The 18,654-nt window shown below is 56.8% G+C and carries 30 protein-coding genes and 1 other RNA gene; 30 read left to right on the top strand and 1 reads right to left on the bottom strand.

All coding sequences use genetic code 11. The features are described 5' to 3' along the window. Positions 1-137 precede the first annotated feature (137 nt). Positions 138-662, bottom strand: a complete 525-nt coding sequence (locus tag VSQ30_RS15380; protein ID WP_334465143.1) for a helix-turn-helix domain-containing protein — start codon at positions 660-662, stop codon at positions 138-140. Between the two features lie 155 nt (positions 663-817). Here VSQ30_RS15380 and VSQ30_RS15385 point away from each other — a divergent pair, with 155 nt between their 5' ends. The 30 genes from VSQ30_RS15385 to VSQ30_RS15525 all read left to right on the top strand — a co-directional run bounded on the left by VSQ30_RS15385 (position 818) and on the right by VSQ30_RS15525 (position 18,653). After that, positions 818-1,036 carry a helix-turn-helix domain-containing protein gene (locus tag VSQ30_RS15385; protein ID WP_334465144.1) on the top strand — a complete coding sequence of 73 codons (219 nt, stop codon included), beginning with the start codon at positions 818-820 and terminating at the stop codon, positions 1,034-1,036. A 3-nt stretch (positions 1,037-1,039) separates the two neighbouring features. After that, complete coding sequence (locus VSQ30_RS15390; RefSeq protein WP_334465145.1) at positions 1,040-1,738, top strand: BRO-N domain-containing protein; 699 nt, start codon at positions 1,040-1,042, stop codon at positions 1,736-1,738. Continuing rightward, an RNA gene (locus VSQ30_RS15395) (hammerhead ribozyme type II) lies at positions 1,738-1,804 on the top strand. Before VSQ30_RS15390 ends, VSQ30_RS15395 begins: the two co-directional genes overlap by 1 nt. A 15-nt stretch (positions 1,805-1,819) precedes the next feature. After that, positions 1,820-3,781, top strand: coding sequence for a Mu transposase C-terminal domain-containing protein (locus tag VSQ30_RS15400; protein WP_334465147.1), 1,962 nt, complete (start codon positions 1,820-1,822; stop codon positions 3,779-3,781). Beyond that, positions 3,774-4,733 (top strand): AAA family ATPase, encoded by a 960-nt coding sequence (locus VSQ30_RS15405; protein WP_334465149.1) that lies wholly within the window; start codon positions 3,774-3,776, stop codon positions 4,731-4,733. The genes VSQ30_RS15400 and VSQ30_RS15405 overlap by 8 nt, the downstream gene beginning before the upstream one ends. 140 nt (positions 4,734-4,873) lie before the next feature. Next, positions 4,874-5,131 (top strand): hypothetical protein, encoded by a 258-nt coding sequence (locus VSQ30_RS15410; protein ID WP_334465150.1) that lies wholly within the window; start codon positions 4,874-4,876, stop codon positions 5,129-5,131. After that, positions 5,122-5,412, top strand: coding sequence for a hypothetical protein (locus tag VSQ30_RS15415; protein ID WP_334465152.1), 291 nt, complete (start codon positions 5,122-5,124; stop codon positions 5,410-5,412). The genes VSQ30_RS15410 and VSQ30_RS15415 overlap by 10 nt, the downstream gene beginning before the upstream one ends. A 36-nt stretch (positions 5,413-5,448) precedes the next feature. Then, positions 5,449-5,679, top strand: coding sequence for a hypothetical protein (locus VSQ30_RS15420; protein ID WP_334465153.1), 231 nt, complete (start codon positions 5,449-5,451; stop codon positions 5,677-5,679). Beyond that, entirely contained in the window at positions 5,634-5,855 is a 222-nt protein-coding gene (locus VSQ30_RS20675; protein WP_350339961.1) for a Lar family restriction alleviation protein, read from the top strand. The genes VSQ30_RS15420 and VSQ30_RS20675 overlap by 46 nt, the downstream gene beginning before the upstream one ends. Continuing rightward, positions 5,828-6,205, top strand: coding sequence for an addiction module toxin RelE (locus VSQ30_RS15425; RefSeq protein WP_334465155.1), 378 nt, complete (start codon positions 5,828-5,830; stop codon positions 6,203-6,205). Before VSQ30_RS20675 ends, VSQ30_RS15425 begins: the two co-directional genes overlap by 28 nt. A gap of 95 nt (positions 6,206-6,300) precedes the next feature. Beyond that, on the top strand, positions 6,301-6,549 hold the full coding sequence (locus VSQ30_RS15430) for an AbrB/MazE/SpoVT family DNA-binding domain-containing protein (RefSeq protein ID WP_334465157.1): 249 nt from the start codon (positions 6,301-6,303) through the stop codon (positions 6,547-6,549). Then, entirely contained in the window at positions 6,542-7,195 is a 654-nt protein-coding gene (locus tag VSQ30_RS15435) for a hypothetical protein (protein ID WP_334465158.1), read from the top strand. The genes VSQ30_RS15430 and VSQ30_RS15435 overlap by 8 nt, the downstream gene beginning before the upstream one ends. Before the next feature lie 49 nt (positions 7,196-7,244). Next, positions 7,245-7,736, top strand: coding sequence for a regulatory protein GemA (locus VSQ30_RS15440; protein ID WP_334465159.1), 492 nt, complete (start codon positions 7,245-7,247; stop codon positions 7,734-7,736). Next, entirely contained in the window at positions 7,733-8,044 is a 312-nt protein-coding gene (locus VSQ30_RS15445; protein ID WP_334465160.1) for a Mor transcription activator family protein, read from the top strand. The genes VSQ30_RS15440 and VSQ30_RS15445 overlap by 4 nt, the downstream gene beginning before the upstream one ends. A gap of 98 nt (positions 8,045-8,142) precedes the next feature. Beyond that, entirely contained in the window at positions 8,143-8,457 is a 315-nt protein-coding gene (locus VSQ30_RS15450; protein WP_322175630.1) for a hypothetical protein, read from the top strand. Continuing rightward, complete coding sequence (locus VSQ30_RS15455) at positions 8,454-9,107, top strand: hypothetical protein (protein ID WP_334465162.1); 654 nt, start codon at positions 8,454-8,456, stop codon at positions 9,105-9,107. The genes VSQ30_RS15450 and VSQ30_RS15455 overlap by 4 nt, the downstream gene beginning before the upstream one ends. A 12-nt stretch (positions 9,108-9,119) precedes the next feature. Further along, the gene (locus VSQ30_RS15460; RefSeq protein WP_334465163.1) at positions 9,120-9,683 is read left to right on the top strand and encodes a phage protein Gp27 family protein; all 564 of its coding nucleotides are present in this window, start codon (positions 9,120-9,122) and stop codon (positions 9,681-9,683) included. A gap of 4 nt (positions 9,684-9,687) precedes the next feature. Continuing rightward, a complete protein-coding gene (locus VSQ30_RS15465; protein ID WP_334465165.1) occupies positions 9,688-10,185 on the top strand; it encodes a transcription termination/antitermination NusG family protein in 498 nt (165 codons plus the stop codon). Between the two features lie 300 nt (positions 10,186-10,485). Next, a complete protein-coding gene (terL, locus tag VSQ30_RS15470; RefSeq protein ID WP_334465166.1) occupies positions 10,486-12,240 on the top strand; it encodes a phage terminase large subunit in 1,755 nt (584 codons plus the stop codon). 10 nt (positions 12,241-12,250) lie between these two features. Continuing rightward, positions 12,251-12,514: a hypothetical protein gene (locus VSQ30_RS15475; protein WP_334465168.1), complete on the top strand. Its 264-nt coding sequence runs from the start codon at positions 12,251-12,253 to the stop codon at positions 12,512-12,514. 1 nt (position 12,515) lies between these two features. Then, positions 12,516-13,904 (top strand): phage portal protein, encoded by a 1,389-nt coding sequence (locus VSQ30_RS15480; protein WP_334465170.1) that lies wholly within the window; start codon positions 12,516-12,518, stop codon positions 13,902-13,904. Beyond that, entirely contained in the window at positions 13,901-14,926 is a 1,026-nt protein-coding gene (locus VSQ30_RS15485; RefSeq protein ID WP_334465171.1) for a minor capsid protein, read from the top strand. Before VSQ30_RS15480 ends, VSQ30_RS15485 begins: the two co-directional genes overlap by 4 nt. After that, entirely contained in the window at positions 14,923-15,126 is a 204-nt protein-coding gene (locus VSQ30_RS15490; protein ID WP_334465173.1) for a Lar family restriction alleviation protein, read from the top strand. The genes VSQ30_RS15485 and VSQ30_RS15490 overlap by 4 nt, the downstream gene beginning before the upstream one ends. Positions 15,127-15,173: 47 nt before the next feature. Then, positions 15,174-15,815 (top strand): DUF4355 domain-containing protein, encoded by a 642-nt coding sequence (locus tag VSQ30_RS15495; RefSeq protein ID WP_334465175.1) that lies wholly within the window; start codon positions 15,174-15,176, stop codon positions 15,813-15,815. A 1-nt stretch (position 15,816) separates the two neighbouring features. Next, positions 15,817-16,788 carry a hypothetical protein gene (locus VSQ30_RS15500; protein WP_334465177.1) on the top strand — a complete coding sequence of 324 codons (972 nt, stop codon included), beginning with the start codon at positions 15,817-15,819 and terminating at the stop codon, positions 16,786-16,788. Further along, on the top strand, positions 16,785-17,075 hold the full coding sequence (locus VSQ30_RS15505; RefSeq protein WP_334465182.1) for a hypothetical protein: 291 nt from the start codon (positions 16,785-16,787) through the stop codon (positions 17,073-17,075). Before VSQ30_RS15500 ends, VSQ30_RS15505 begins: the two co-directional genes overlap by 4 nt. Then, positions 17,032-17,403 carry a head-tail connector protein gene (locus VSQ30_RS15510; RefSeq protein WP_334465184.1) on the top strand — a complete coding sequence of 124 codons (372 nt, stop codon included), beginning with the start codon at positions 17,032-17,034 and terminating at the stop codon, positions 17,401-17,403. The genes VSQ30_RS15505 and VSQ30_RS15510 overlap by 44 nt, the downstream gene beginning before the upstream one ends. Next, the gene (locus VSQ30_RS15515) at positions 17,396-17,758 is read left to right on the top strand and encodes a hypothetical protein (protein WP_322175661.1); all 363 of its coding nucleotides are present in this window, start codon (positions 17,396-17,398) and stop codon (positions 17,756-17,758) included. Before VSQ30_RS15510 ends, VSQ30_RS15515 begins: the two co-directional genes overlap by 8 nt. Then, a complete protein-coding gene (locus tag VSQ30_RS15520) occupies positions 17,758-18,159 on the top strand; it encodes an HK97 gp10 family phage protein (protein ID WP_334465187.1) in 402 nt (133 codons plus the stop codon). Before VSQ30_RS15515 ends, VSQ30_RS15520 begins: the two co-directional genes overlap by 1 nt. An 11-nt stretch (positions 18,160-18,170) precedes the next feature. Next, positions 18,171-18,653, top strand: coding sequence for a phage tail terminator family protein (locus VSQ30_RS15525; RefSeq protein WP_502876292.1), 483 nt, complete (start codon positions 18,171-18,173; stop codon positions 18,651-18,653). The last annotated feature ends 1 nt before the right edge of the window (position 18,654 follow it).

Below are 18,654 nucleotides of genomic sequence, written 5' to 3' on the forward strand. Positions count from 1 at the left end.
TTTTTGAAAGAAAAAGTTAGGTTCCTTAAAAGGTGCCCCAAAGCCTTACGCTTTTTGTAAGAATATGACGGAATACGTCAGAATCTTACAAACCTAAGACAGCGCTCCATGGGTGTGGTAAGGTTATGCAAATGATACTATTTTTTGTATTGAGCCAGCTGCTGCAGCTCCTCGGCCCGCTTGTTCAATTCAGCGCGGCCTGCGGCATTTAGTTGAAAGACAGCGGCAAATGGCCCCGTGATTTCTTGGTATACCATGTTGACCGGCTTGTTCTGCTGCAGGAGGTTTTTTGTAATAAGCTCAAGGGCCTGGGATAGTACGTTGGCAGCCAGGGCTTGCTCGTCCTGATTGCTTACGGTATAGGCATCCTTAAATTGTCCCATTCGGGCTATCACCCTATCCAGCTCGGCGTGTATTACGGGGATATTCTCCATAAAGGCATCCCGATCTACCCCACCCCGAAGAAATTCGCCGCTTACACCGAAATACTGCTCCAGCGCAGCCATCGCCTTAGAATTGGGTTCCCGGCGGCCATTCTCATAACCAACAATAGCACCATAGCTTACCCCTATTTCAGCAGCAAGCTGTCTTTGCGTTATTCCTTTCTCTAGCCTTAGCTCTTTAAGGCGGCCAGCGAGGGTATTTTCTGGGGTTTTTTTCATTGTACTACAACCTTTCACTCTTTGATGTTTCCTAGTATATCACAAGTTGTACAAATGCAAAAGAAAAATTTGCGAAAAGGCTTGACTTTGTCAAACGTACAAGCTATAATAACACTGTAAGTTCGTCAAACGTACAAATACAAGGAGGGCAAAAAATGTTTGTAATCCCAAATGTTCCAGAAATCAAAAGACGGCGGGAGGAAATCGGGCTTTCACAGCACCAGCTTTCCTTGCAGTCAGATTTAAGCGGCTGTGCTATTAGCCGCATTGAAAGCGGTAGAACAAAGCGGATCAACCACCTGCGGGCCAGAGAGATAGCAAAAGTGCTGGACTGTAAGGTGGAGGAAATTTTTACAGATGCGAAAGGAGCATGACAAATGAACGCAATGCAGGTATTCAACTACGAGGGCAACGAGGTACGCACGGTTATGAAAGACGATGAGCCTTGGTGGGTGCTTGCAGATGTGTGCCGGGTGCTGGAAATTAGGCGCACGGACAGCACTGCACGAAAACTTGACCCGGATGAAAAGGGTACTCATCTGGTGAGTACCCTTGGCGGAGGCCAGAAAATGACCATCATCAATGAGTCCGGGCTGTACAAAGTCATCCTGCGGTCGGACAAGCCGGAGGCAAAGAAGTTCACCCGCTGGGTGACCCATGAGGTACTGCCCACCATCCGCAAGACCGGCAGCTACAGCCAGCCGGGTGCAGCGCAGCCCTTCACCATGGAGCAGATGGCACAGTTTGCGGCTGCGGTAGCCGCCCAGGTGGTGACGCAGATCGTGCCCATCATTGTTGCCACAATAAAAGAAGCGTCACAACCTGCACAGCCTGCAGCACCAGCGGCCACGGCCCCGGAGGTGATCCCGTTTTTCACAAGTGACGGCCCCGCTAAGTGCAAGCTGGAAACATTCCCGCCGGATATCGTCCGCAAGGTGGAGGAAATGCTGACCGCCATGGAGGAACAGCAAAACCTTAACTTTAGCATGATTGCTCGGTTCTGCACCATCAACGGCTATACCATTTCCAGCCCCGCCGTAAAAACCTACTACCAGCGGCATTTTGCAGCCGCATAAGCCGAAACTGCCCCACGGGGCAGTCCGCAGGGGATGACCGCCCTGCGCTGACGATGGCAGGTCACGAAAGACGGTGAAATAGTGAATCCTGTGTTAAGTGTTAAAGAGCTGGCCGACCTTAAGGGATGCAGTCCGCAATGGATACGCAAACTGGCTGGTGAGCAGAAGCTGCAGGGCCAAAAGCGCATAAACGCCGATGGCTCCCCGGAATGGGTGTTCCCCCTCAAAAACCTGGAGGCCCACTTGCAGCTTAGATACTATAAGAATAAAGCCGCAGAAATGCCGGGGCTGGCTGAATATACGAAGTCCCTACAAAAAGAGGGTAGGCCCTTTGACCATTTCAGCGAGGAAGAGCGCGAGGAAATCATCTGGTGGCAAAAAACCCTGGAGGACTGGAAAGAATACAGAAACCGTTATCCAGGGGATAAGGCCGAGGCTGACCAAAAGTTTATCTCTATCCGCGCAGAGCTTGACCCGGAAAACACCTTCTCGGTAGATACATTATACCGCAAGGAGCGCAATTTGCGCAAGCTGGGCCTGGACGGCCTGCTGGACAAGCGCGGCAAGGCCCGCAAGGGGAAAAGCAAAATCACCGAGGAAATGTGGCAGACTTTTTTGAGCTACTACCTGGACGAGGCCCAGCACCCCATCCAAAAGTGCTATGAGTACACCCGGATATACTTCCAGGACACAGCCCCCCAGGTGGTGGCAGATATCCCCGCCTATTCCACTTTCTGGCGCAGGATACAAAGGGACATCCCCGAGGCTGTGGAAGTGCTGGGCCGCCAGGGCCAGAAAGCTTTCCGCGACCGCTGCGCCCCGTATATCCGGCGTACATATGAGGCCATGGCCAGCAACGAGTGGTGGGTGGCAGACAACCACACCTTTGACGTTATCACCCAGGGCGAGAACGGCCAGCTCCATCGGCTGTACCTTACGGCTTTCTTTGACGCCCGGTCGGGCTTCTATACCGGGTGGCACGTCACCACGGCCCCCAGCAGCCAGTCAACGCTCATCGCGCTGCGCAAGGGCATTTTGAAATACGGCATCCCGGAGAATATCTATGTGGACAATGGCCGCGAGTTTTTGACCCACGACATTGGCGGCCTGGGCCACCGGAAGAAAAAGCCCAAGGACGGCGAGGAGCGCTTTGAAGTGCCCCCGGTATTTGAGCGGCTGGGCATCAAGATGACAAATGCCATCGTAAAGAACGCCAAGGCGAAAATCATAGAGCGGCGCTTCCGGGATGTGAAAGACCAACTGTCCCGCCTGTTTGAGACCTACACGGGCGGCAACGTGGTGGAAAAGCCGGAAAAGCTCAAGGGTGTGCTGAAAAATGGGGAAATCCCCCTGGACGCTACTTTCACCGACACGGTGGATACCCTGCTGGACGGGTATTTCAACCAGCAGCCCTATGGCGGCGAGGTAACCGCAGACCACGGCAAGCCCCGCCAGCAGGTCTACAATGAAAACCTGCACACCAAGCGGGTGGCCGGGGCCGAGGACTTGAACCTCATGCTCATGCGCAGCGCCAGGGTACAGAAGGTCACCCGGCGCGGGGTGCATCTGGACATCGCGGGCCAGCGGCTTGACTACTGGAACGATGATTTTATCTTTAACTATATGGGCGAAAAGGTGTATTTCCGCTATGACCCGGACGATTTGAGCGCTGTGCGGGTGTATGACCTGGAGGATCGTTTCATCATGGAGGTGCCAGTGGATAATACGGCGGTGCTCACCTATGGGGCCAGCAAGGAAGAAGTCAAGCAGGCCATGGGCAAGGTGCGGCGGCTGGAGCGCATTACCAAAGAGGCCCTGGAGGCCAGTACAGTACAGGCTTTCGGCAGGCGTACCGCCCTGGAATTGGTGTTGGAGCAGGCCCATGAAAACCAAACGGCCCGGATCATCCCGGAACCCCGGCCCAAAGTGCTGGAGTTGCAAAGGCCCAACGAGGAGCCGCTGCTTAAGGCAGTGGGCGGGCCTGACCTGGATGTTATGAATAGAAACGCAATGAAACGAAATGGAGGCTTTGACAATGAGTAAGGTTTATAACAGCGCATTGCAGGCAAGGGTGGAGCAGTTTTTGCAGGACAGGCAGATCAGCCAGGCCAAGGCCGCGCCCCTTATGGGTATCAGCCAGACGGCCCTTTCCCAATACCGCCGCAGTATGTACGACAACGGCGATATTTCAGCCCTGGAAAGCAAGCTGGAGGAGTTTTTCAAGGCCCAGGACGAACAGGACGCCAGCACGGAAAAGGCCCTGCCCTATAAGCCCATCCAGGACTATATCCCCACCTCCATTTCCGAGGATGTGTACAAGCTGATCCGCTATTGCCAGCTGGAAAAGGGCATGGTCATTATCCACGGGGATGCAGGCATCGGCAAGACCAAGGGCGCGGAAAAGTTTGTGAGGGACAACCCCACCAGCAGCGTGTACATACAGGCCACCCCCAGCATCGGCACCCTGGGCAACCTCTTGAAGATGCTGGCGCGGGCGCTGCGGGTGCCGGAAAGCCGCAGCAAGCTGGAGCTGGCCCTTTCCATCCGGGAGAAGCTGGAGGGCACCAACCGGGTAATCATCATTGACGAGGCCCAGCACCTGCAGCTGCGGGCGCTGGAGGAGATACGCACATGGACAGACCCCAACCCCATTACCGGGCAGCAGGGCGTGGGCATAGCGCTGATCGGCAACACCGAGACATACACCCGCATGGTGGGCAAGCAGGAGGCCCGGTTCGCGCAGCTGTTCTCCCGTATCCGCATGAACCGCTTTTACAGCACCCACAAGGTCACAGCCGAGGACGTAAAGGCCCTTTTCCCAAAGCTCTGCGAGGAGGGGCAGAAAAAGGAGGCTGCTTTCCTGCACGGCATCTGTCAAAGCAAGTGGGGCGTCCGGGGCGCTGTGAATGTCTATAACAACGCCGTAAACAACGAGGACATTACCTATACAGGGCTTTACAACATGGCCCGCAATATGGGCATAGGCGTGGTGTAAATTACTTTTAACCGGGGATTAAGAGCTTAACAAAATGGGGCCATAGGCCCCGCCCTAATGCGGCTGCCCTCCGGGGCAACGGTCACAAGCCCGTGGAAACGCAGAGTGGGGTAGGCAGTCAAACGGAAAGGAGCGTCACCATGTCAAAATTTTACTACACCTACGGCACCGACCCCCGTTACCCCTACCAGGGCGGTTGGACGGAAATTGAGGCCCTGGACAGGCCCGGCGCGGACAAACTGTTTCAGATGCACCACCCCGACCGCACACCCGGAATTCTCAACTGCGCGGACATCTACAACGAGGACGAGTTTCGGCGCACGGGAATGGACGAGGACAACTTCGGGGCCTGCTGCCATGAGAAAATCACGATTAAGGGGAGGGGTTTATGCTGCTGAAAATTGAGCGCCGAGTCCCGGTCAACCCCTACATAAAACGGCAGAAATGGCGGCTCCGGGAACACGTTTCCGTCAGAACCCTCGTCAAATACGCCGCCCTGACTTTAGCAGGCTTTCTGCTTTTCCGGGCCGGACAAGCCCATGCCCTTGCCGAGCGAGGATATGAGGCGCTAGGTGGCGAGGTGTTCGCCCTGTTCCTGCCGGTGCTTTACTGGATGGTTTCCCGGGTAGTAAGGGACGCCCTGGACACAAGGGGAGGCAACGGCCACAAGCCCGTGTAAATGCAGAACGAGGACATGGTAGGGAGGTGGACGCGGATGGTCTGTAACTGGCCCTATACCTGCAGCAGGTGCGGGAAAGCCGACAGGATACTGGAAACCGGGGAGCGGGCCTGCTGCACCTGCCGGTTTTGGGGATTAGACATCGACTCCCCTGTGTGCTGGAAGAAAATGCAGATCATGAACCCCTGCGAGGTATGCGGGGATTGGGAAAGGAGGCTGGCATGGAGCTGGAATCCTGCCCCTTTTGCGGGGGCGAAGCTTTTATAAACGATGATTGGGCGATTGGGCGGCTTTGCGCAGAACTTATATTTTTCGTCATCTGCACACGGTGCGGGTGCAGGACTGGTTTTTTTGGAAAGCCGTCCTATGCGGCAGCGGCCTGGAACCGCCGCAGCCCAGGAAAGGAGCTGGCAGTATGGCACCCAAAAAACAAAAACGCATGACCCAGCGCCAAAAGGCTGAAAGGGCGCAGGCCAAAAAGGAGCTGCAGGCGAAAGGGATACTCCCGCCTGACAAGCCCCGGCTGAACCGCAAAAAGTTTGCCAAAGAGGTATGGGCAGAATATGAGGCCATGGAACCCATCCGGCGGGAGTTTTTCCTCCTTAAGGCCATCGGCTGCATGGTGGGGCCGGATATGCTGGAAGTTACCCCGGAGGAGGTGGGGGTGCTTAAACTGCTAAAGTTAGCGGTGGAAATGGACAAGTTTTCCCAACGGCTCAAGGGCGAGGGCCGGGATGATTACACCTGGGGGGAATTGATTGAGGAGGTGATAATGCCCGTCTTGAAACTATAGGGGCCTCGGCCCCGCCTTAATGCGGCTGCCCTTTGGGGCAACGGTCACAAGCCCGGATAGACGCAGAGTGAGGAAAACACAAAGGAGGTATGCGGATGGACGCACAAAAGAAGCTGGGCAAAAAAGGCACCCTGACCATCCCCCAGCAGCTGCGGCACCAGCTGGGCCTGCAGGGGGGCGCGGCGCTGGATATCACCACGACAGAGGACGGGGGCCTGCTGCTGCAGAAGCACCTGCCGACCTGCAATATCTGCGGCGGCACCCAGGGTGTTATAAAGTTTAAGGGCTTTGACATCTGCCGGGAGTGCCGCCAGGGCCTGCGGGAGGTGGCCGGGGATGATTAACCAGGAACAGGTCAAGGCTTATGTGGACGAATACGCCGCCCTGACCCTTGAATCCGGCAGGATAAAGGAGCGCATGGACTGGCTCAAGGGGTACTTTGAGACCCTGGCCGCCGATGACCTTAAGGACACCAAGCTGCTGACCGCCTCCTATTGGGGCAGCCAAAACAGCCGGGTGACGGTGACAAACGCCGCCACGGTCAAGCCGGTATCCCTTACCATGGTCAAGGAGGTGCTGGGCAGCGTGGCCGGGGACTTTATCAAGACGGAAACAACCGACACCATGACAGCCCCCTGCAAAAAACTGCTGGGGATGGTGGCCCAGGGGAATTACACCGAGGGGACTTTAGACAGCCTGATCCAGAAAATCAGCAGCGACCCCAAGGTGCAGGCCACCCTGCAGAAACGGCTCAAGGGTACTTACAACCGGGACAAGGCCACGCTCATAAAAGTGGGCGGCCTGCCGGAACAGGAGGCCAGCGATTGGGCCTACCTTGCCGCCGAGGTGATAAATTGGGAATGGCTCACCCAGGTACTGCGGGCCGCTGGCTGGCAGGGCAGCACCCAGGAGGCCGTGGACATTATCCGGGCCGCCGTTATCGTGGAGGAAAGCATAAAGGTGGGCGTGGAGGCCGAACAGCCGTTATAGTTAACAAGACTTTGTTAACTATTGCATAGAGCGGGGAAAGGAGGAAGATATGGCAGCTATCAACGGGCAGCAGATTAAGAAAATTTACGCCATAGGCAATGCGCTGGGCATTGTGGAGCGGGACAACGAGGAGGACGCCCTGCACTCCCTGGTGGCGGCCATTACCGGGAAAGGCTCTGTAAGGGCGCTCACCAGCGCCGAGGCCCAGGCGGTGATTAACGACCTGCAGCAGCGCCAGGGCACCCCGCCCCCGCGCCGTAAACCCAAGACGCACACAGAGCGCCCTGGCGGGGCCACGGCAGCCCAGCAGCGCAAGGTGTGGGCTTTACTCTATGAGCTGCAAAAAGCGGACGCAGCGCCCAGCAGGGCCACTTTAGGGCAGCGCCTGTGCGGAATCCTAAAAAAGGAGCTGCACATAGACGCCCTACCCAAGGAGCCTTTTGCCTGGATAGACTTCCAGACCTGCAACCGTCTCATTGAGATACTGAAAAAGTATGTGGCAAATGCGGGGAAAAGCCCGCCGGGAGGTGATCCGCGATGAGTGCCCCGGAAACAAGCTGGCTGGAAGATTTGAGCCAGGAACAGAAGAAAATAGCTGATTTGATAGGCGAGGACAATTTCAAAAAGCTAATGGAGGAGTATGGAGGCACTTACTTCTATATTCCAAAAACGGACAAAATTGAGCGCATGGAAAGGAATGAACAAATCAAGGCCGAGTTTGACGGGTACAACTTCCGGGAACTGGCACAAAAATACGGATTGACAGAAGTCACAATAAGGAGTATTGTATCAGATAAGATGCGGGCCGTCCGTGCCCGCCCCATGGATGGGCAGCTCTCCCTATTGTAAAATAAAAAACTTAAACGCTTTACGTTGACCGCTTGCGTGTTTTGAAGGTATGATTGAGGCAAATCAATCATACCTTTTCTTTTTTCGGGGGTGTTCGTGTGACGTTTGATAATGGGACATGGTGGCTGGCGCTGGCCCTTTTGGGACTGATAACAGGCGGCTTGACCTACCTGGTAAAGCGGACTGTGTTCGGGCGGGTAGATAGGCTGGCCGATGATATTGAGCGGATAAAACAGGACTATACCCCCCGCAGGGTGCATGATAAAGACCACGATGCTACACAGGCAGAAATAAAAAAGATAACAGAAAACTATCTGACCAAAGAGGACTTTTTTCGTGAGCAGGCCAAAACAGAGCGCAAGCTAGACACAATACTGGATATATTGATGAAACAGGGAGGCAGGGGCGCATGACGGAAATGGACGTAAAGCGCATAAAGGCTGGTAACTTTGCCCGGAACAATGGCCAGATTTTGCAGGCGGTCAATATCCTGCGCATAAAGTTTAACAAGCTGGCCGGGATAGAGCGGGTGCTGAAAAGCAGCGGCATGGCCCCGGATGAATTTCTGGAAAGCGTCAACTTCCTGGCAGAAGAGGGATATATCCATCTGCGGTATATTTCCACCAAAGAGACGGCCACCCTGGCCGATGCGGAATATACAGCCCTGGAGGCCAAGCTCACTGGCAAGGGCATTAGGCTGCGGGCCGGGGGGATCGATGACGATATGGTGGAAGTGTCCAGCAGCGACAAGAGCCTTTTGCGGGCTGGCAACTTTGTCCAGAACAATGGCGGGGTGCTGCGGCCCTTGAATATCCTCTCCCACAAGTACAATAGGCTGGGCAACCTGCAAAGCCTGCTGGCTGGTGAAGGTGTGGCCGAGGATGAATTCCTGGACAGCGTAAACTTTTTAGCGTCTGAGGGTTATATCCATTTAAGGCTGATTTCTACACGGGAGCCTGCGCTGCTGGCAGACCATGAATATACCGAGCTGGAGGGTAAGCTCACCAGCCGGGGCAAGCGCCTTTTGAAAGGCGGCATAGAGGACAACATGATCGAAGTATAGGAGAGCGGGCACATGGGCAAAAAAGCGGGCAACCGAAAGCACAGCAAAATAGACGGGTTAGACCCCGCGCTGCGGGAAGCGGTGGAGCAGATGCTTTTGTCCAATGCCACCTATGGGGAGATTGTGGACTTTTTAGGCCAGAACGGCGTGGGCATATCGGTGGCAAGCGTGTGCCGGTACGCCCAGGCATACCAGGCCAATGTACAGATGCTGGCGGTGGCCCAGGAGAATTTCCGGCGCATGATGGATGAGTTAGACCGTTACCCGGACTTGGACACCACCGAGGCCATTATCCGGCTCACCAGCCAGAACCTGCTGAACGCCCTGGCCGGGGCCAGCGAGGAGGATTGGCAGGGGGTAAGCATCGACAAGATGCTCCGGGAGGCCAATGCCCTGGTGCGGGCCGCCGCCTACAAGAAACGGGTGGAAATGCAGAACCAGGACGCCACCGAGGCGGGCCTGGAGGCTGTGCGGACTTTGGTATTCGAGGCCATGGCCAGGGAGCAGCCGGAGCTTTACAGGCAGGTAAGCGAATTTTTGAACGCGAAAAAGCGGGACGGTTTGGAAAAGGGGTGAGGGTATGTGGTATGTGCTGCAGGTGGATACCGGGCAGGAGCAGGACGTGCAGCAGGCGCTGCGGGGCATGGGCATGATTGCCCTGGTGCCCAGGGAAAACCGGGCCGTCCGTAAGGGCGGGGCCTGGACACACAAGGAGTATACCCTCTTTCCGGGCTATGTGTTTGTAAGCCTGGACTATAACGCCGACAACTACTATAAGGTGCGGGACGTGCCCCATGTGCAGCGGTTCCTGGGCACCAGCGGCCTTTCCCCCTCCCGGCTCACCTACCTGGAGGCCGAGTGGATCAAGGTGCTTTCCGGGGGCGGCAAGCCCCTGGAACCCACCAGGGTGCGCAGGCAGCCAGACGGCTCCCTCAAAATCGTGGGCGGGGTGCTGGGGAACTTTGCCAGCCGTGCTATCCAGTATGACAGCCACGCCCGCAGGGCCAAAGTGGAGCTGACCATCTGCGGGGAGCCGAAAACGGTGCAGCTTTCGGTGGAGCTTGTAAACGATTCTTAAAAGGTACATACAGGAAACCGAAAAAGGCCGGGCGGTTGATGCGTCCCCCCGGCGCGGATCGGTGGACATAGACGCATGGAGACCGGGCCAAAACAGGCCCCGGATGGCGAAGCACACCCATCCGGGGCGGGATTTTGCGGCCCCGGCCTCTTTTGTTTTGTTTCTATGCGTTTAAGAACCGTTTAAGGCCGTTCAAACCGCGCCCCAGCCAAGAGGGCGGGAAAAGTTACCACCAAAAGGCAAAGGGGCAAATAGGGGCATTTCTGGCCCCGTATCAGCAAGGGAAAGGAGGCGGGCTGTTTGAAGCAGCGGAAAAAGCAGAGCATAGAGGCCCTTACGGGGGCCATGGCCGAGGCCGAGGCTAAAAAATACGAGGCCGAGGGCACGGACTTAAACGCCCTGCGGGCGCTCTTAAAGGATTTTCTGGAGAGGGATCATTCCCCGGAACGGGAGCAGCTGAAAAAGGATTATATCGCGGGCCTGCCCCTTACCGGGGGCAGCGGCCTGCGCAAACGGCTGGCGGCCATTGACATGGAATTTTTCGGGCGGGCCTACTTCCCCCACTATTTCAGCCGCCCCTCCCCGGACTTCCACCGGGAGCTGGACGGCATCTGGCAGCAGGGTGTGCTGAAAGGCCGCTCCCCCCTGGCCCCGGCTGACGCCAAGGCAATCAGCCGCCTGCCTGGTGTGCGCCGGGTAGTGGCCGCGCCCCGTGGCCACGCCAAAAGCACCAACCTGACCTTTAAGGGCACAATGCACGCCGTCCTGTACCAGTATAAACATTACCCCATTATTATATCGGACAGCAGCGAACAGGCCGAGGGCTTTCTGGACAATATCCGGGTGGAGTTTGAAGAAAACGCCGCCATTATAGAGGACTTTGGCTTTCTGCCCGGCAAGGTATGGCGCAATAATGTGCTGGTGACCAAAAGCAACATCAAGCTGGAGGCCATCGGCAGCGGCAAGAAAATCCGTGGGCGCAAGCACCGGAACTGGAGGCCCGACCTTATTATCCTGGACGATGTGGAGAATGATGAAAATGTCCGTACCCCAGACCAGAGGGCCAAGCTCGACAACTGGTTCAAGAAAGCGGTATCCAAGGCCGGGGACGATTACACGGACATTATCTATATCGGCACCCTGCTGCACTATGACAGCCTGCTTGCCAACACCTTGAAGAACCCGGCCTATAGGGCTATCAAGTATAAGGCGGTCATTTCCTTTTCGGAGGCGGACGCCCTCTGGCAGCAGTGGACGGAGATTTATACAGACCTTGCAAACGATGGCCGGGAACAGGACGCCCTGGCTTTCTTCCATATGCACCAGGCCACTATGCTGGCGGGCACAAAGGTGCTATGGGAGGAAAAACTCTCCTATTATGACCTTATGGTTATGCGGGTATCTGAGGGCGAGAGCGCTTTCAACAGTGAAATGCAGAACGAGCCTATCAACCCGGACGACTGCCTGTTTATGGAGGAATGGCTGGACTACTACAACGAGGCCGAGATAGATTTCCGCGACCGGGCTTATCAATTCTTTGGCTTTGTAGACCCCTCCCTGGGCAAAAACAAGAAAAGCGACTTTTCCGCTATCCTGACCATAGCCAAGCACAAGGCCAGCGGCTATATGTTCATAATGGACGCCGATATCGAGCGCAGGCATCCAGACCGCATTATCATGGACGTGCTGGACAAGGAGCGCTGGCTGCGGGCCACCTATGGCCGGGGCTATAAGAAGTTTGGGGCCGAGGTGAACCAATTCCAGTGGTTCCTCAAGGAGGAGCTGGCAAAGGCCAGCGCCAGGGCGGGGCTGTACCTGCCTATCGAGGAAGTGCAGCAGTCCAGCGACAAGGTGCTGCGTATCCAGACCCTGCAGCCGGATGTAAAAAACAAGTATATCAAGTTTAACCGCCGCCATAAAAGGCTCCTGGAGCAGCTGACCCAATTCCCCATGGCGGCCCACGATGACGGCCCGGACGCCCTGGAGGGTGCCCGTACCATAGCCAAAAAGTCAAGGCGTTTCCGCATTGTAGACCGTGCGGATTTAGGATTATAGGAGGTATTGCATGGGATACACAAAGCTTTACAGCGGGTGCAGGGCCTGCCCCTACCGGGAGACCTGCAGCCATAAGCTGCTGATGGGCGAGGGGGTTTTGAAGCCTGCGGCAGCGCCCCTTGCCCAGCCTTTGACCCAGCCGCTGCTGCAGCCCCATGATTACCGCTCTGTCAAGATTGACGCAAATACTACTATTACCATTGACCTTGAAAAGATTAAGAAGCAGCTGGAGGAAAGCCATTTCCCGCCCATGCTGTTCCAAGGGGATGCATAATTTGCCTGTACTGTACATGGAACGCTCGGCCCTGGAGGGGCTTACCGAGGCAGATATCAAGAAAATCATAGAGGAAAACGAGGGCAGTATCAAGTACCAGCGCCTGGAGGGGTACTATGTGGGGGATCATGATATCCTGCGGTATACCAAAAAGGACAAGGCCGTGCCCAATAACCGGCTGGTAAACAATATGCCCCGGTATATCACGGACACGGCTGTGGGGTACTTCCTGGGCAAGCCTGTGGCCTATTCCAGCCAGGATGATGCTTTCCTCCAGGCCCTGCAGGATATTTTTGACTATAACGATGAGCAGGACGAAAACACGGAGCTGGCGAAAACCGCCAGCATAGACGGCAGCTGCTTTGAAATGCTGTACATGGATGAGGACGCCATGATCCGCTTTGTAAAGGTGGCCCCCGGCAACTGCATCATGTTCTATGAGACCGGCTACACCACCCCCATGGCAGCGCTGCGCTTTATCTATTCCAGGGACAGGCGCGGCAACCCCATCAAAAAAGTGGAGTTTTGGACTTCCACCGAGTGCTGGCATTTTGTAAGCTACAACGGCGGCCCCCTGGAGCTTACGGATATTGTGGAGCACTACTGGCAGGACGTGCCCTTTGTGGAATATATCAACAATGAGGAACGGCTGGGGGACTTTGAGGGCGTTATTACGCTTGTGGACGCCTACAACCGGGCGCAGAGCAATACCGCCAATTTTTTCCAATATAACGATGAGGCCATCCTTAAGGTGCTGAAAATGGGGGATGTAAAGCCCCAGGACATCCGGGACATGAAAGAGGCCGGGGCCATCCTGCTGGAGGACGGCGGGGACATCCAGTGGCTTATTAAGGAAGTGGCCGACGCCCCGCTGGAAAACTACAAAAAGCGGCTGCGGGATGATATGCACCTTTTTTCCAACGTCCCCAACCTGAACGATGAGAACTTTGGCGGGAACCTGTCCGGCGTGGCCGTGTCCTATAAGCTGTGGGGCCTGGAGCAGGTCTGCGCCATCAAGGAGCGAAAATTCAAGCGGGCGCTGCAGCGGCGCATTGAGCTTATCACCACCATGCTGAACATCCAGGGCGGCCACTATGACTACCGGGATATTGATATCCAGTTTAGGCGCAACAGGCCCCAGAACCTTTTGGAGAGCGCCCAGATTGTCACCACCCTGTCCGGGGAACTGAGCCGGGAGTCCCGGCTGCAGCTGCTGCCCACGGTTGAAAATGTGCAGGATGAGCTGCAGAAGCTGGAGGAGGAAAAGAAAGCGGACATGGGGGACTTTGGCGGGTATGACGCCCTGGCCCATGCCCTGCAGCAGGCCCAGGCCCCGGAACAGGCCCAGCAGCTGCCCCCGGCCCAGCAGCAGGGGGTGGCTGACGCATGAGCTATATGACCCGCAATGAGTGGATAGAGGACGCGAAAAGCCGGCTTTTGCAAAATGAGCGCCGGGCGGACAAAGCGGCGCGGGAGCTGCTTTTCCTCTACGATGAGGCGGCCTACAGTATAGAAAAAGAGATCAACACCCTTTTTGCCCGGTACGCAAAGGACAACCACCTGACCGCCGCCGAGGCGTCCCGGCTGCTGTCGGGCCAGGAGTACAGCCATTGGCGCAAGTCTATTGAGGAGTACATAGCGGAAACCAAAGGCAAGGACAAGGCCAAAGCCAGCAAAGCCCTGCTGGAGCTGAACACATTAGCCATGAAAAGCCGTATCAGCCGCAAGGAGCAGCTGCTGGCGTCCGTATATATGGCTATGATGGATTTAGCCGGGGACAGTGAAACACGGCTTACCACCCTTTTGGGGGATATGCTGCGAGTAAATTATTATGAAAGCTGCTTTGCCATGCAAAAGGGCATCGGCATGGGCTTTAACGTGGCAAAGCTGGACACAGCCCTTATCCGGCAGATCGTTTCCTACCCCTGGAGCGAAAAGCACTTTTCGGAGGCTGTGTGGGGTGCCTGCGACCATATCGCGGCTGTGGCAAAGAGGGAGATCACCCTGGGCTTTATCAAGGGCAGCGGCGTGGATGAAATGGCCCGCGCAGTTGATGAGGTTATGGACAGGGGCCGGTACAACGCCCAGCGCCTGGTGCGTACCGAGTGCAAATACTTTGCAAACCAGGGGGAGCTGCTGGCCTATAAGGAAAATGGCATTAAGAAATACCGCTTTATCGGCGGCACCGAGGGCAGCACACACTGTGACTGCGCCCTTTTGAATGGCCGGGTATTCCTGGTAGAGGAGGCGGTGGCCGGGGTGAACTTCCCACCCATGCACCCTAACTGCCTGTGCATCGTGGTGGCCGCCTTTGACAAGAGCCTGTTTGCAGACCGCAAGGACGCCCGGCCCTTGTCGGATAATATCAAGTTTAAGGAATGGCAGGAAAAATATGCGGGAGGTGCGGCATGAAAGCGCGAATACAAAAAAACTGCCCCTTTTGCAAGGGGAAGGTGACCCAGCGCGTGGGCCTTGCAGGCATCCGGGTTTTTGAGTGCCACGGATGTGGGGCCATAGTCAGTTTCAACAATGAAGAGTGCAATAAAAATAAAGCGGTGGCCATCCAATACTGGAACCGCCGCGCAGGTGATGATAATTTAAGCGCCGGTTAAACGGCGTTTTTATTATACCCAAAACCATTTTAAGGAGGATTTACACAATGGCAGATGAAGTCAATACCACCCAAAGTGCGGCGGCCCCCGCTGCCAGTACGCCCCAGACGGCCCCAGAGGCCGCCCCCACCCAGGAACAGCAGAACGCTTTCCAGCGGTTTTTGAGCGGCCTGCTGGGCGGCAAGGCACCCGCCGCCCCCGCAGAGGGCGCGGAAACAGATACGCCCCCCGCCGCCCAGCCCGAGCCGGAGGCCAAGACCTACACCGAGGCCGACCTGCAGGCCCGGCTGGAGGCCGCAAAGGCCGAGTGGGCCGCCCAGCAGCAGGAACAGGCGCGGCTGGAGAAACTCCCCCCGGAGGAGCGGGCCAAGGCCGAGGCGGACGCCCAGCGGGAAGAATTGGAGGGCCTGCGGGCGCAGCTGCTGCAGCGCGACCTTAAAGACGCCGCCCTCAAGCAGCTTGAAAAGGACGGTTTCCCCGCAGGGCTTGCCGATCTGCTTACCTACACGGACAAGGAGGCCATGGAAAAGAGCATGGCCCATGTGCAGGATGTTTTCAAAGGCTGCCTGGAGGCCGCCGTCAAGGAACGGCTGCGGGGCAAGACCCCGGAGGGCCTGGGCGGGGCCGCTTCTGCGGAAAACGCCATCCGGGATCAGATCGCGCAGAATATCAGAGGAGGGTTAAACTAATATGGCTAACAATGTTTTGCAGTATGCGTCTGTTTTTCAGAGCGAGCTTGACAAGGCGGCGGTGGCGGGTGCCACCAGCGGCTGGATGGAGCTTAATGACAAGCTGGTAAAGTATGAAGGGGGCGCGGAGGTAAAAATCCCCCAGCTGGATATGGACGGCCTTGCCGACTATGACCGGCAAAACGGCTTTGTGGAGGGCACTATCAACCTTACATGGCAGACCAAGACCATGACCATGGACAGGGGCCGCCAGTTTACCTTTGATGAGCATGAGGTCAACGATACCAATTTTGTGCTGACCGCCTCCTCGGTCATGGGGGAATTCCAGCGCACAAAGGTGGTGCCGGAGATCGACGCCTACCGCTATAGCACCATTGCCGCCCTGGCTATGGCAAAAGACCGGGCCGTGTATGGCTACACCCCGGCAGAGTCCACCATCTTAAAGCAGCTTTATACGGATATCGCCAGCGTCCAGGACGTGGTGGGGGACGATACCCCCCTGGTGATCACTATGGCCACCTCCGTGGCGGCGCTGTTCGACCTTAACACAAACCTGTCCCGCTCCGTCAGTGTGACGGATTTCCAGCAGGGCGGCGTAAACCTTAAAATCAAGGCTATCAACGGCCAGCACCCCATTATCCGGGCAGGCTCCGGGCGGCTGAAAACCGCCTACCAGTTTAATGACGGCTCCACCACCAACCAGACAAAGGGCGGCTTTACCCCGGCAGAGGGGGCGCTGGACATCAACTGGATCATCTGCCCCCGCAACGCCCCCATTGCCGTTTCCCGCACGGATGAGGTGCGTATCTTTGACCCGAAAACCTACCAGAAGAAACGGGCCTGGGCCGTGGACTACCGCAAGTACCACGACCTGTGGATCATGGACAACAAAATGCCCAGCATCCTGGTGAACCTCAAGCAGGCAAAGCCCGCCGCCAAGCCGGAGGGTGAAAATGGAGGGCAGGGCACATGATTACTATGAAAAAATTAGGCGTGGTGAAAGAAGTACCCAGCGAGGAGGACGCCGCCAAACTGGCACGGCAGGGCTTTGAGCGTGTGGGCGGGGAGGCTGCCCCTGCAGCTGACCGCCCCGCCACCATGGGTGACCTGGCTATGGCCATGCAGGGCCTTTATGAACGGTTAAAAGCAGACCTGCTGGCCGAGCTGTCCACGGAAAAACCGAAAGCCGCAAGGAACAGCAAAAAGGAGGGCAAGGATGGAGGAACAGATCAGCCGGATAGCGCAGACGGCGCAAAGTAACCTGGGGCTGCCGGAGGAGCAGCAGCCTGTTGTCCTGCGATATGTGCGGCGGGCGGTGAACCGTATCCGCATATTTTGCAGCCGCAAGGACTTGCCCGAGCCGCTGGAGGACGTGGCGGCACAAATGGTGGAGGATATGCTGCGGGCCGACCAATCCCCTGCCAGCGGCGGGAATGAGGTGTCCAGCATTACCCGTGGGGACACCAGCATCCACTACCGGGATAAAGCCTCGGCCTACCAAAACGCCGCCAATTTTGTCCGGGACTATGAAAAGTTTCTTATCCCCTTTCGGCGGATGAAGTACCCCAGGGAGCAGCCCTATGACTGAGGCGGATATTTTAGCCAGCACTTATACGGATACCTGCACGGTCTACCGGCCCCATAAGGCGGTGCAGCCCAGCGGGGAGAGCGTATTCAAGAAAGGCTTGGAGGGGCAGGCAGTATATGAGGCCATCCCCTGCGCCCTGTCAAGCCCCACCGGGGGCAAGCTCAGCCAGGGCAGGGCCACGGCCAGCGTGGACACGGACTTTTCGCTGTTCGTGCGCCCGGAGGTGGATATCCAGCCGGGGGACACGGTGGTGGCGGTGCGCCTGGGCAAGCGGTTTGTGTGCGGTGCGGGCCTGCCGGAGCGGCACCCCTCCCACAATAATGTCCCCCTAAAGCTGCAGAAGGACAAAGCATAATGGCTGGCACGGATTATAGCTTTGAGGGCCTGGATAAGCTGGAGCAGCAGCTTTCCCGGATGATAGAGCAGGAATACCCCGCCGAGTTTGAGCAGATGGTGCTGCAGGTGGCCTATGAGCTGCAGGGAAAGGTCAAAGAAAAAACCCCTAAAAGGACAGGCCGCCTGCAGGACAGCTGGAAGGTGGGGAAAATCCAGAAGCGCGGGAATGAGTACTACATTGAAGTATACACCAATGTGGACTATGCCGAGCCTGTGGAATACGGCCACCGAACCCGTGGGGGCCGGGGCTTTGTCCCCGGCAGGCACATGATGCAGCTCTCCCTGGAGGAGGTGGCGGCCCGTTTGCCCGGTTTCCTGCAGGGCTGGCTGGATGATTTCATAAGCACACATGACCTATGAGGAAAGGAGGCATGGCGGTGGCGTCCACTATATTTGAAAGCATAAAAGAAAGCCTTGTGGGACTGTTTAAGGGCCTGTACCCGGCCTTTGACGTGTTCTGTGAGGAAATACCCAAAACGCAGAATGACGCGCCGGAGCCGGACATAGAGGACTATATCTTCCTGGATATCGTCCCCACCGCCAACACTACGGCAAGCGCGGCCCACACAGACCGCCGGGTGCTGGTGGACGCCGCTATCCATACGGCCTCGGAAAGCAACGCAGAATATTTGCGCATGGGCCAGGAGGTGGACGGGGCGGTGCGGCCCGTGTTCCGCTTTACGGACAGGGGTGAGGCCAGGGCCATTACGGTGCCGGACGTTTCCCTCAAGGTGGTTGACCGGGTGCTGCACTGCACCTTTACCCTCAGTTTCCGGGACAGCCTGCAGGAACCGCCCCAGCTGCCCCTTATGGAGGAGCTGGATATTCATATAAGCAATACAGAAAGGACGTGAG

This window comes from Acutalibacter sp. JLR.KK004 (assembly GCF_036941085.1).
In the GTDB taxonomy this organism is placed as follows: Bacteria; Bacillota; Clostridia; order Oscillospirales; family Acutalibacteraceae; genus Acutalibacter.

Coding starts and splice junctions, on each gene's coding strand:
- VSQ30_RS15380 (WP_334465143.1), bottom strand. CDS start 662: ATGAAAAAAACCCCAGAAAATACCCTCGCTGGCCGCCTTAAAGAGCTA.
- VSQ30_RS15385 (WP_334465144.1), top strand. CDS start 818: ATGTTTGTAATCCCAAATGTTCCAGAAATCAAAAGACGGCGGGAGGAA.
- VSQ30_RS15390 (WP_334465145.1), top strand. CDS start 1,040: ATGAACGCAATGCAGGTATTCAACTACGAGGGCAACGAGGTACGCACG.
- VSQ30_RS15405 (WP_334465149.1), top strand. CDS start 3,774: ATGAGTAAGGTTTATAACAGCGCATTGCAGGCAAGGGTGGAGCAGTTT.
- VSQ30_RS15410 (WP_334465150.1), top strand. CDS start 4,874: ATGTCAAAATTTTACTACACCTACGGCACCGACCCCCGTTACCCCTAC.
- VSQ30_RS15415 (WP_334465152.1), top strand. CDS start 5,122: ATGCTGCTGAAAATTGAGCGCCGAGTCCCGGTCAACCCCTACATAAAA.
- VSQ30_RS15420 (WP_334465153.1), top strand. CDS start 5,449: ATGGTCTGTAACTGGCCCTATACCTGCAGCAGGTGCGGGAAAGCCGAC.
- VSQ30_RS20675 (WP_350339961.1), top strand. CDS start 5,634: ATGGAGCTGGAATCCTGCCCCTTTTGCGGGGGCGAAGCTTTTATAAAC.
- VSQ30_RS15425 (WP_334465155.1), top strand. CDS start 5,828: ATGGCACCCAAAAAACAAAAACGCATGACCCAGCGCCAAAAGGCTGAA.
- VSQ30_RS15430 (WP_334465157.1), top strand. CDS start 6,301: ATGGACGCACAAAAGAAGCTGGGCAAAAAAGGCACCCTGACCATCCCC.
- VSQ30_RS15435 (WP_334465158.1), top strand. CDS start 6,542: ATGATTAACCAGGAACAGGTCAAGGCTTATGTGGACGAATACGCCGCC.
- VSQ30_RS15440 (WP_334465159.1), top strand. CDS start 7,245: ATGGCAGCTATCAACGGGCAGCAGATTAAGAAAATTTACGCCATAGGC.
- VSQ30_RS15445 (WP_334465160.1), top strand. CDS start 7,733: ATGAGTGCCCCGGAAACAAGCTGGCTGGAAGATTTGAGCCAGGAACAG.
- VSQ30_RS15455 (WP_334465162.1), top strand. CDS start 8,454: ATGACGGAAATGGACGTAAAGCGCATAAAGGCTGGTAACTTTGCCCGG.
- VSQ30_RS15460 (WP_334465163.1), top strand. CDS start 9,120: ATGGGCAAAAAAGCGGGCAACCGAAAGCACAGCAAAATAGACGGGTTA.
- VSQ30_RS15465 (WP_334465165.1), top strand. CDS start 9,688: ATGTGGTATGTGCTGCAGGTGGATACCGGGCAGGAGCAGGACGTGCAG.
- VSQ30_RS15475 (WP_334465168.1), top strand. CDS start 12,251: ATGGGATACACAAAGCTTTACAGCGGGTGCAGGGCCTGCCCCTACCGG.
- VSQ30_RS15485 (WP_334465171.1), top strand. CDS start 13,901: ATGAGCTATATGACCCGCAATGAGTGGATAGAGGACGCGAAAAGCCGG.
- VSQ30_RS15490 (WP_334465173.1), top strand. CDS start 14,923: ATGAAAGCGCGAATACAAAAAAACTGCCCCTTTTGCAAGGGGAAGGTG.
- VSQ30_RS15495 (WP_334465175.1), top strand. CDS start 15,174: ATGGCAGATGAAGTCAATACCACCCAAAGTGCGGCGGCCCCCGCTGCC.
- VSQ30_RS15500 (WP_334465177.1), top strand. CDS start 15,817: ATGGCTAACAATGTTTTGCAGTATGCGTCTGTTTTTCAGAGCGAGCTT.
- VSQ30_RS15505 (WP_334465182.1), top strand. CDS start 16,785: ATGATTACTATGAAAAAATTAGGCGTGGTGAAAGAAGTACCCAGCGAG.
- VSQ30_RS15510 (WP_334465184.1), top strand. CDS start 17,032: ATGGAGGAACAGATCAGCCGGATAGCGCAGACGGCGCAAAGTAACCTG.
- VSQ30_RS15515 (WP_322175661.1), top strand. CDS start 17,396: ATGACTGAGGCGGATATTTTAGCCAGCACTTATACGGATACCTGCACG.
- VSQ30_RS15520 (WP_334465187.1), top strand. CDS start 17,758: ATGGCTGGCACGGATTATAGCTTTGAGGGCCTGGATAAGCTGGAGCAG.
- VSQ30_RS15525 (WP_502876292.1), top strand. CDS start 18,171: ATGGCGGTGGCGTCCACTATATTTGAAAGCATAAAAGAAAGCCTTGTG.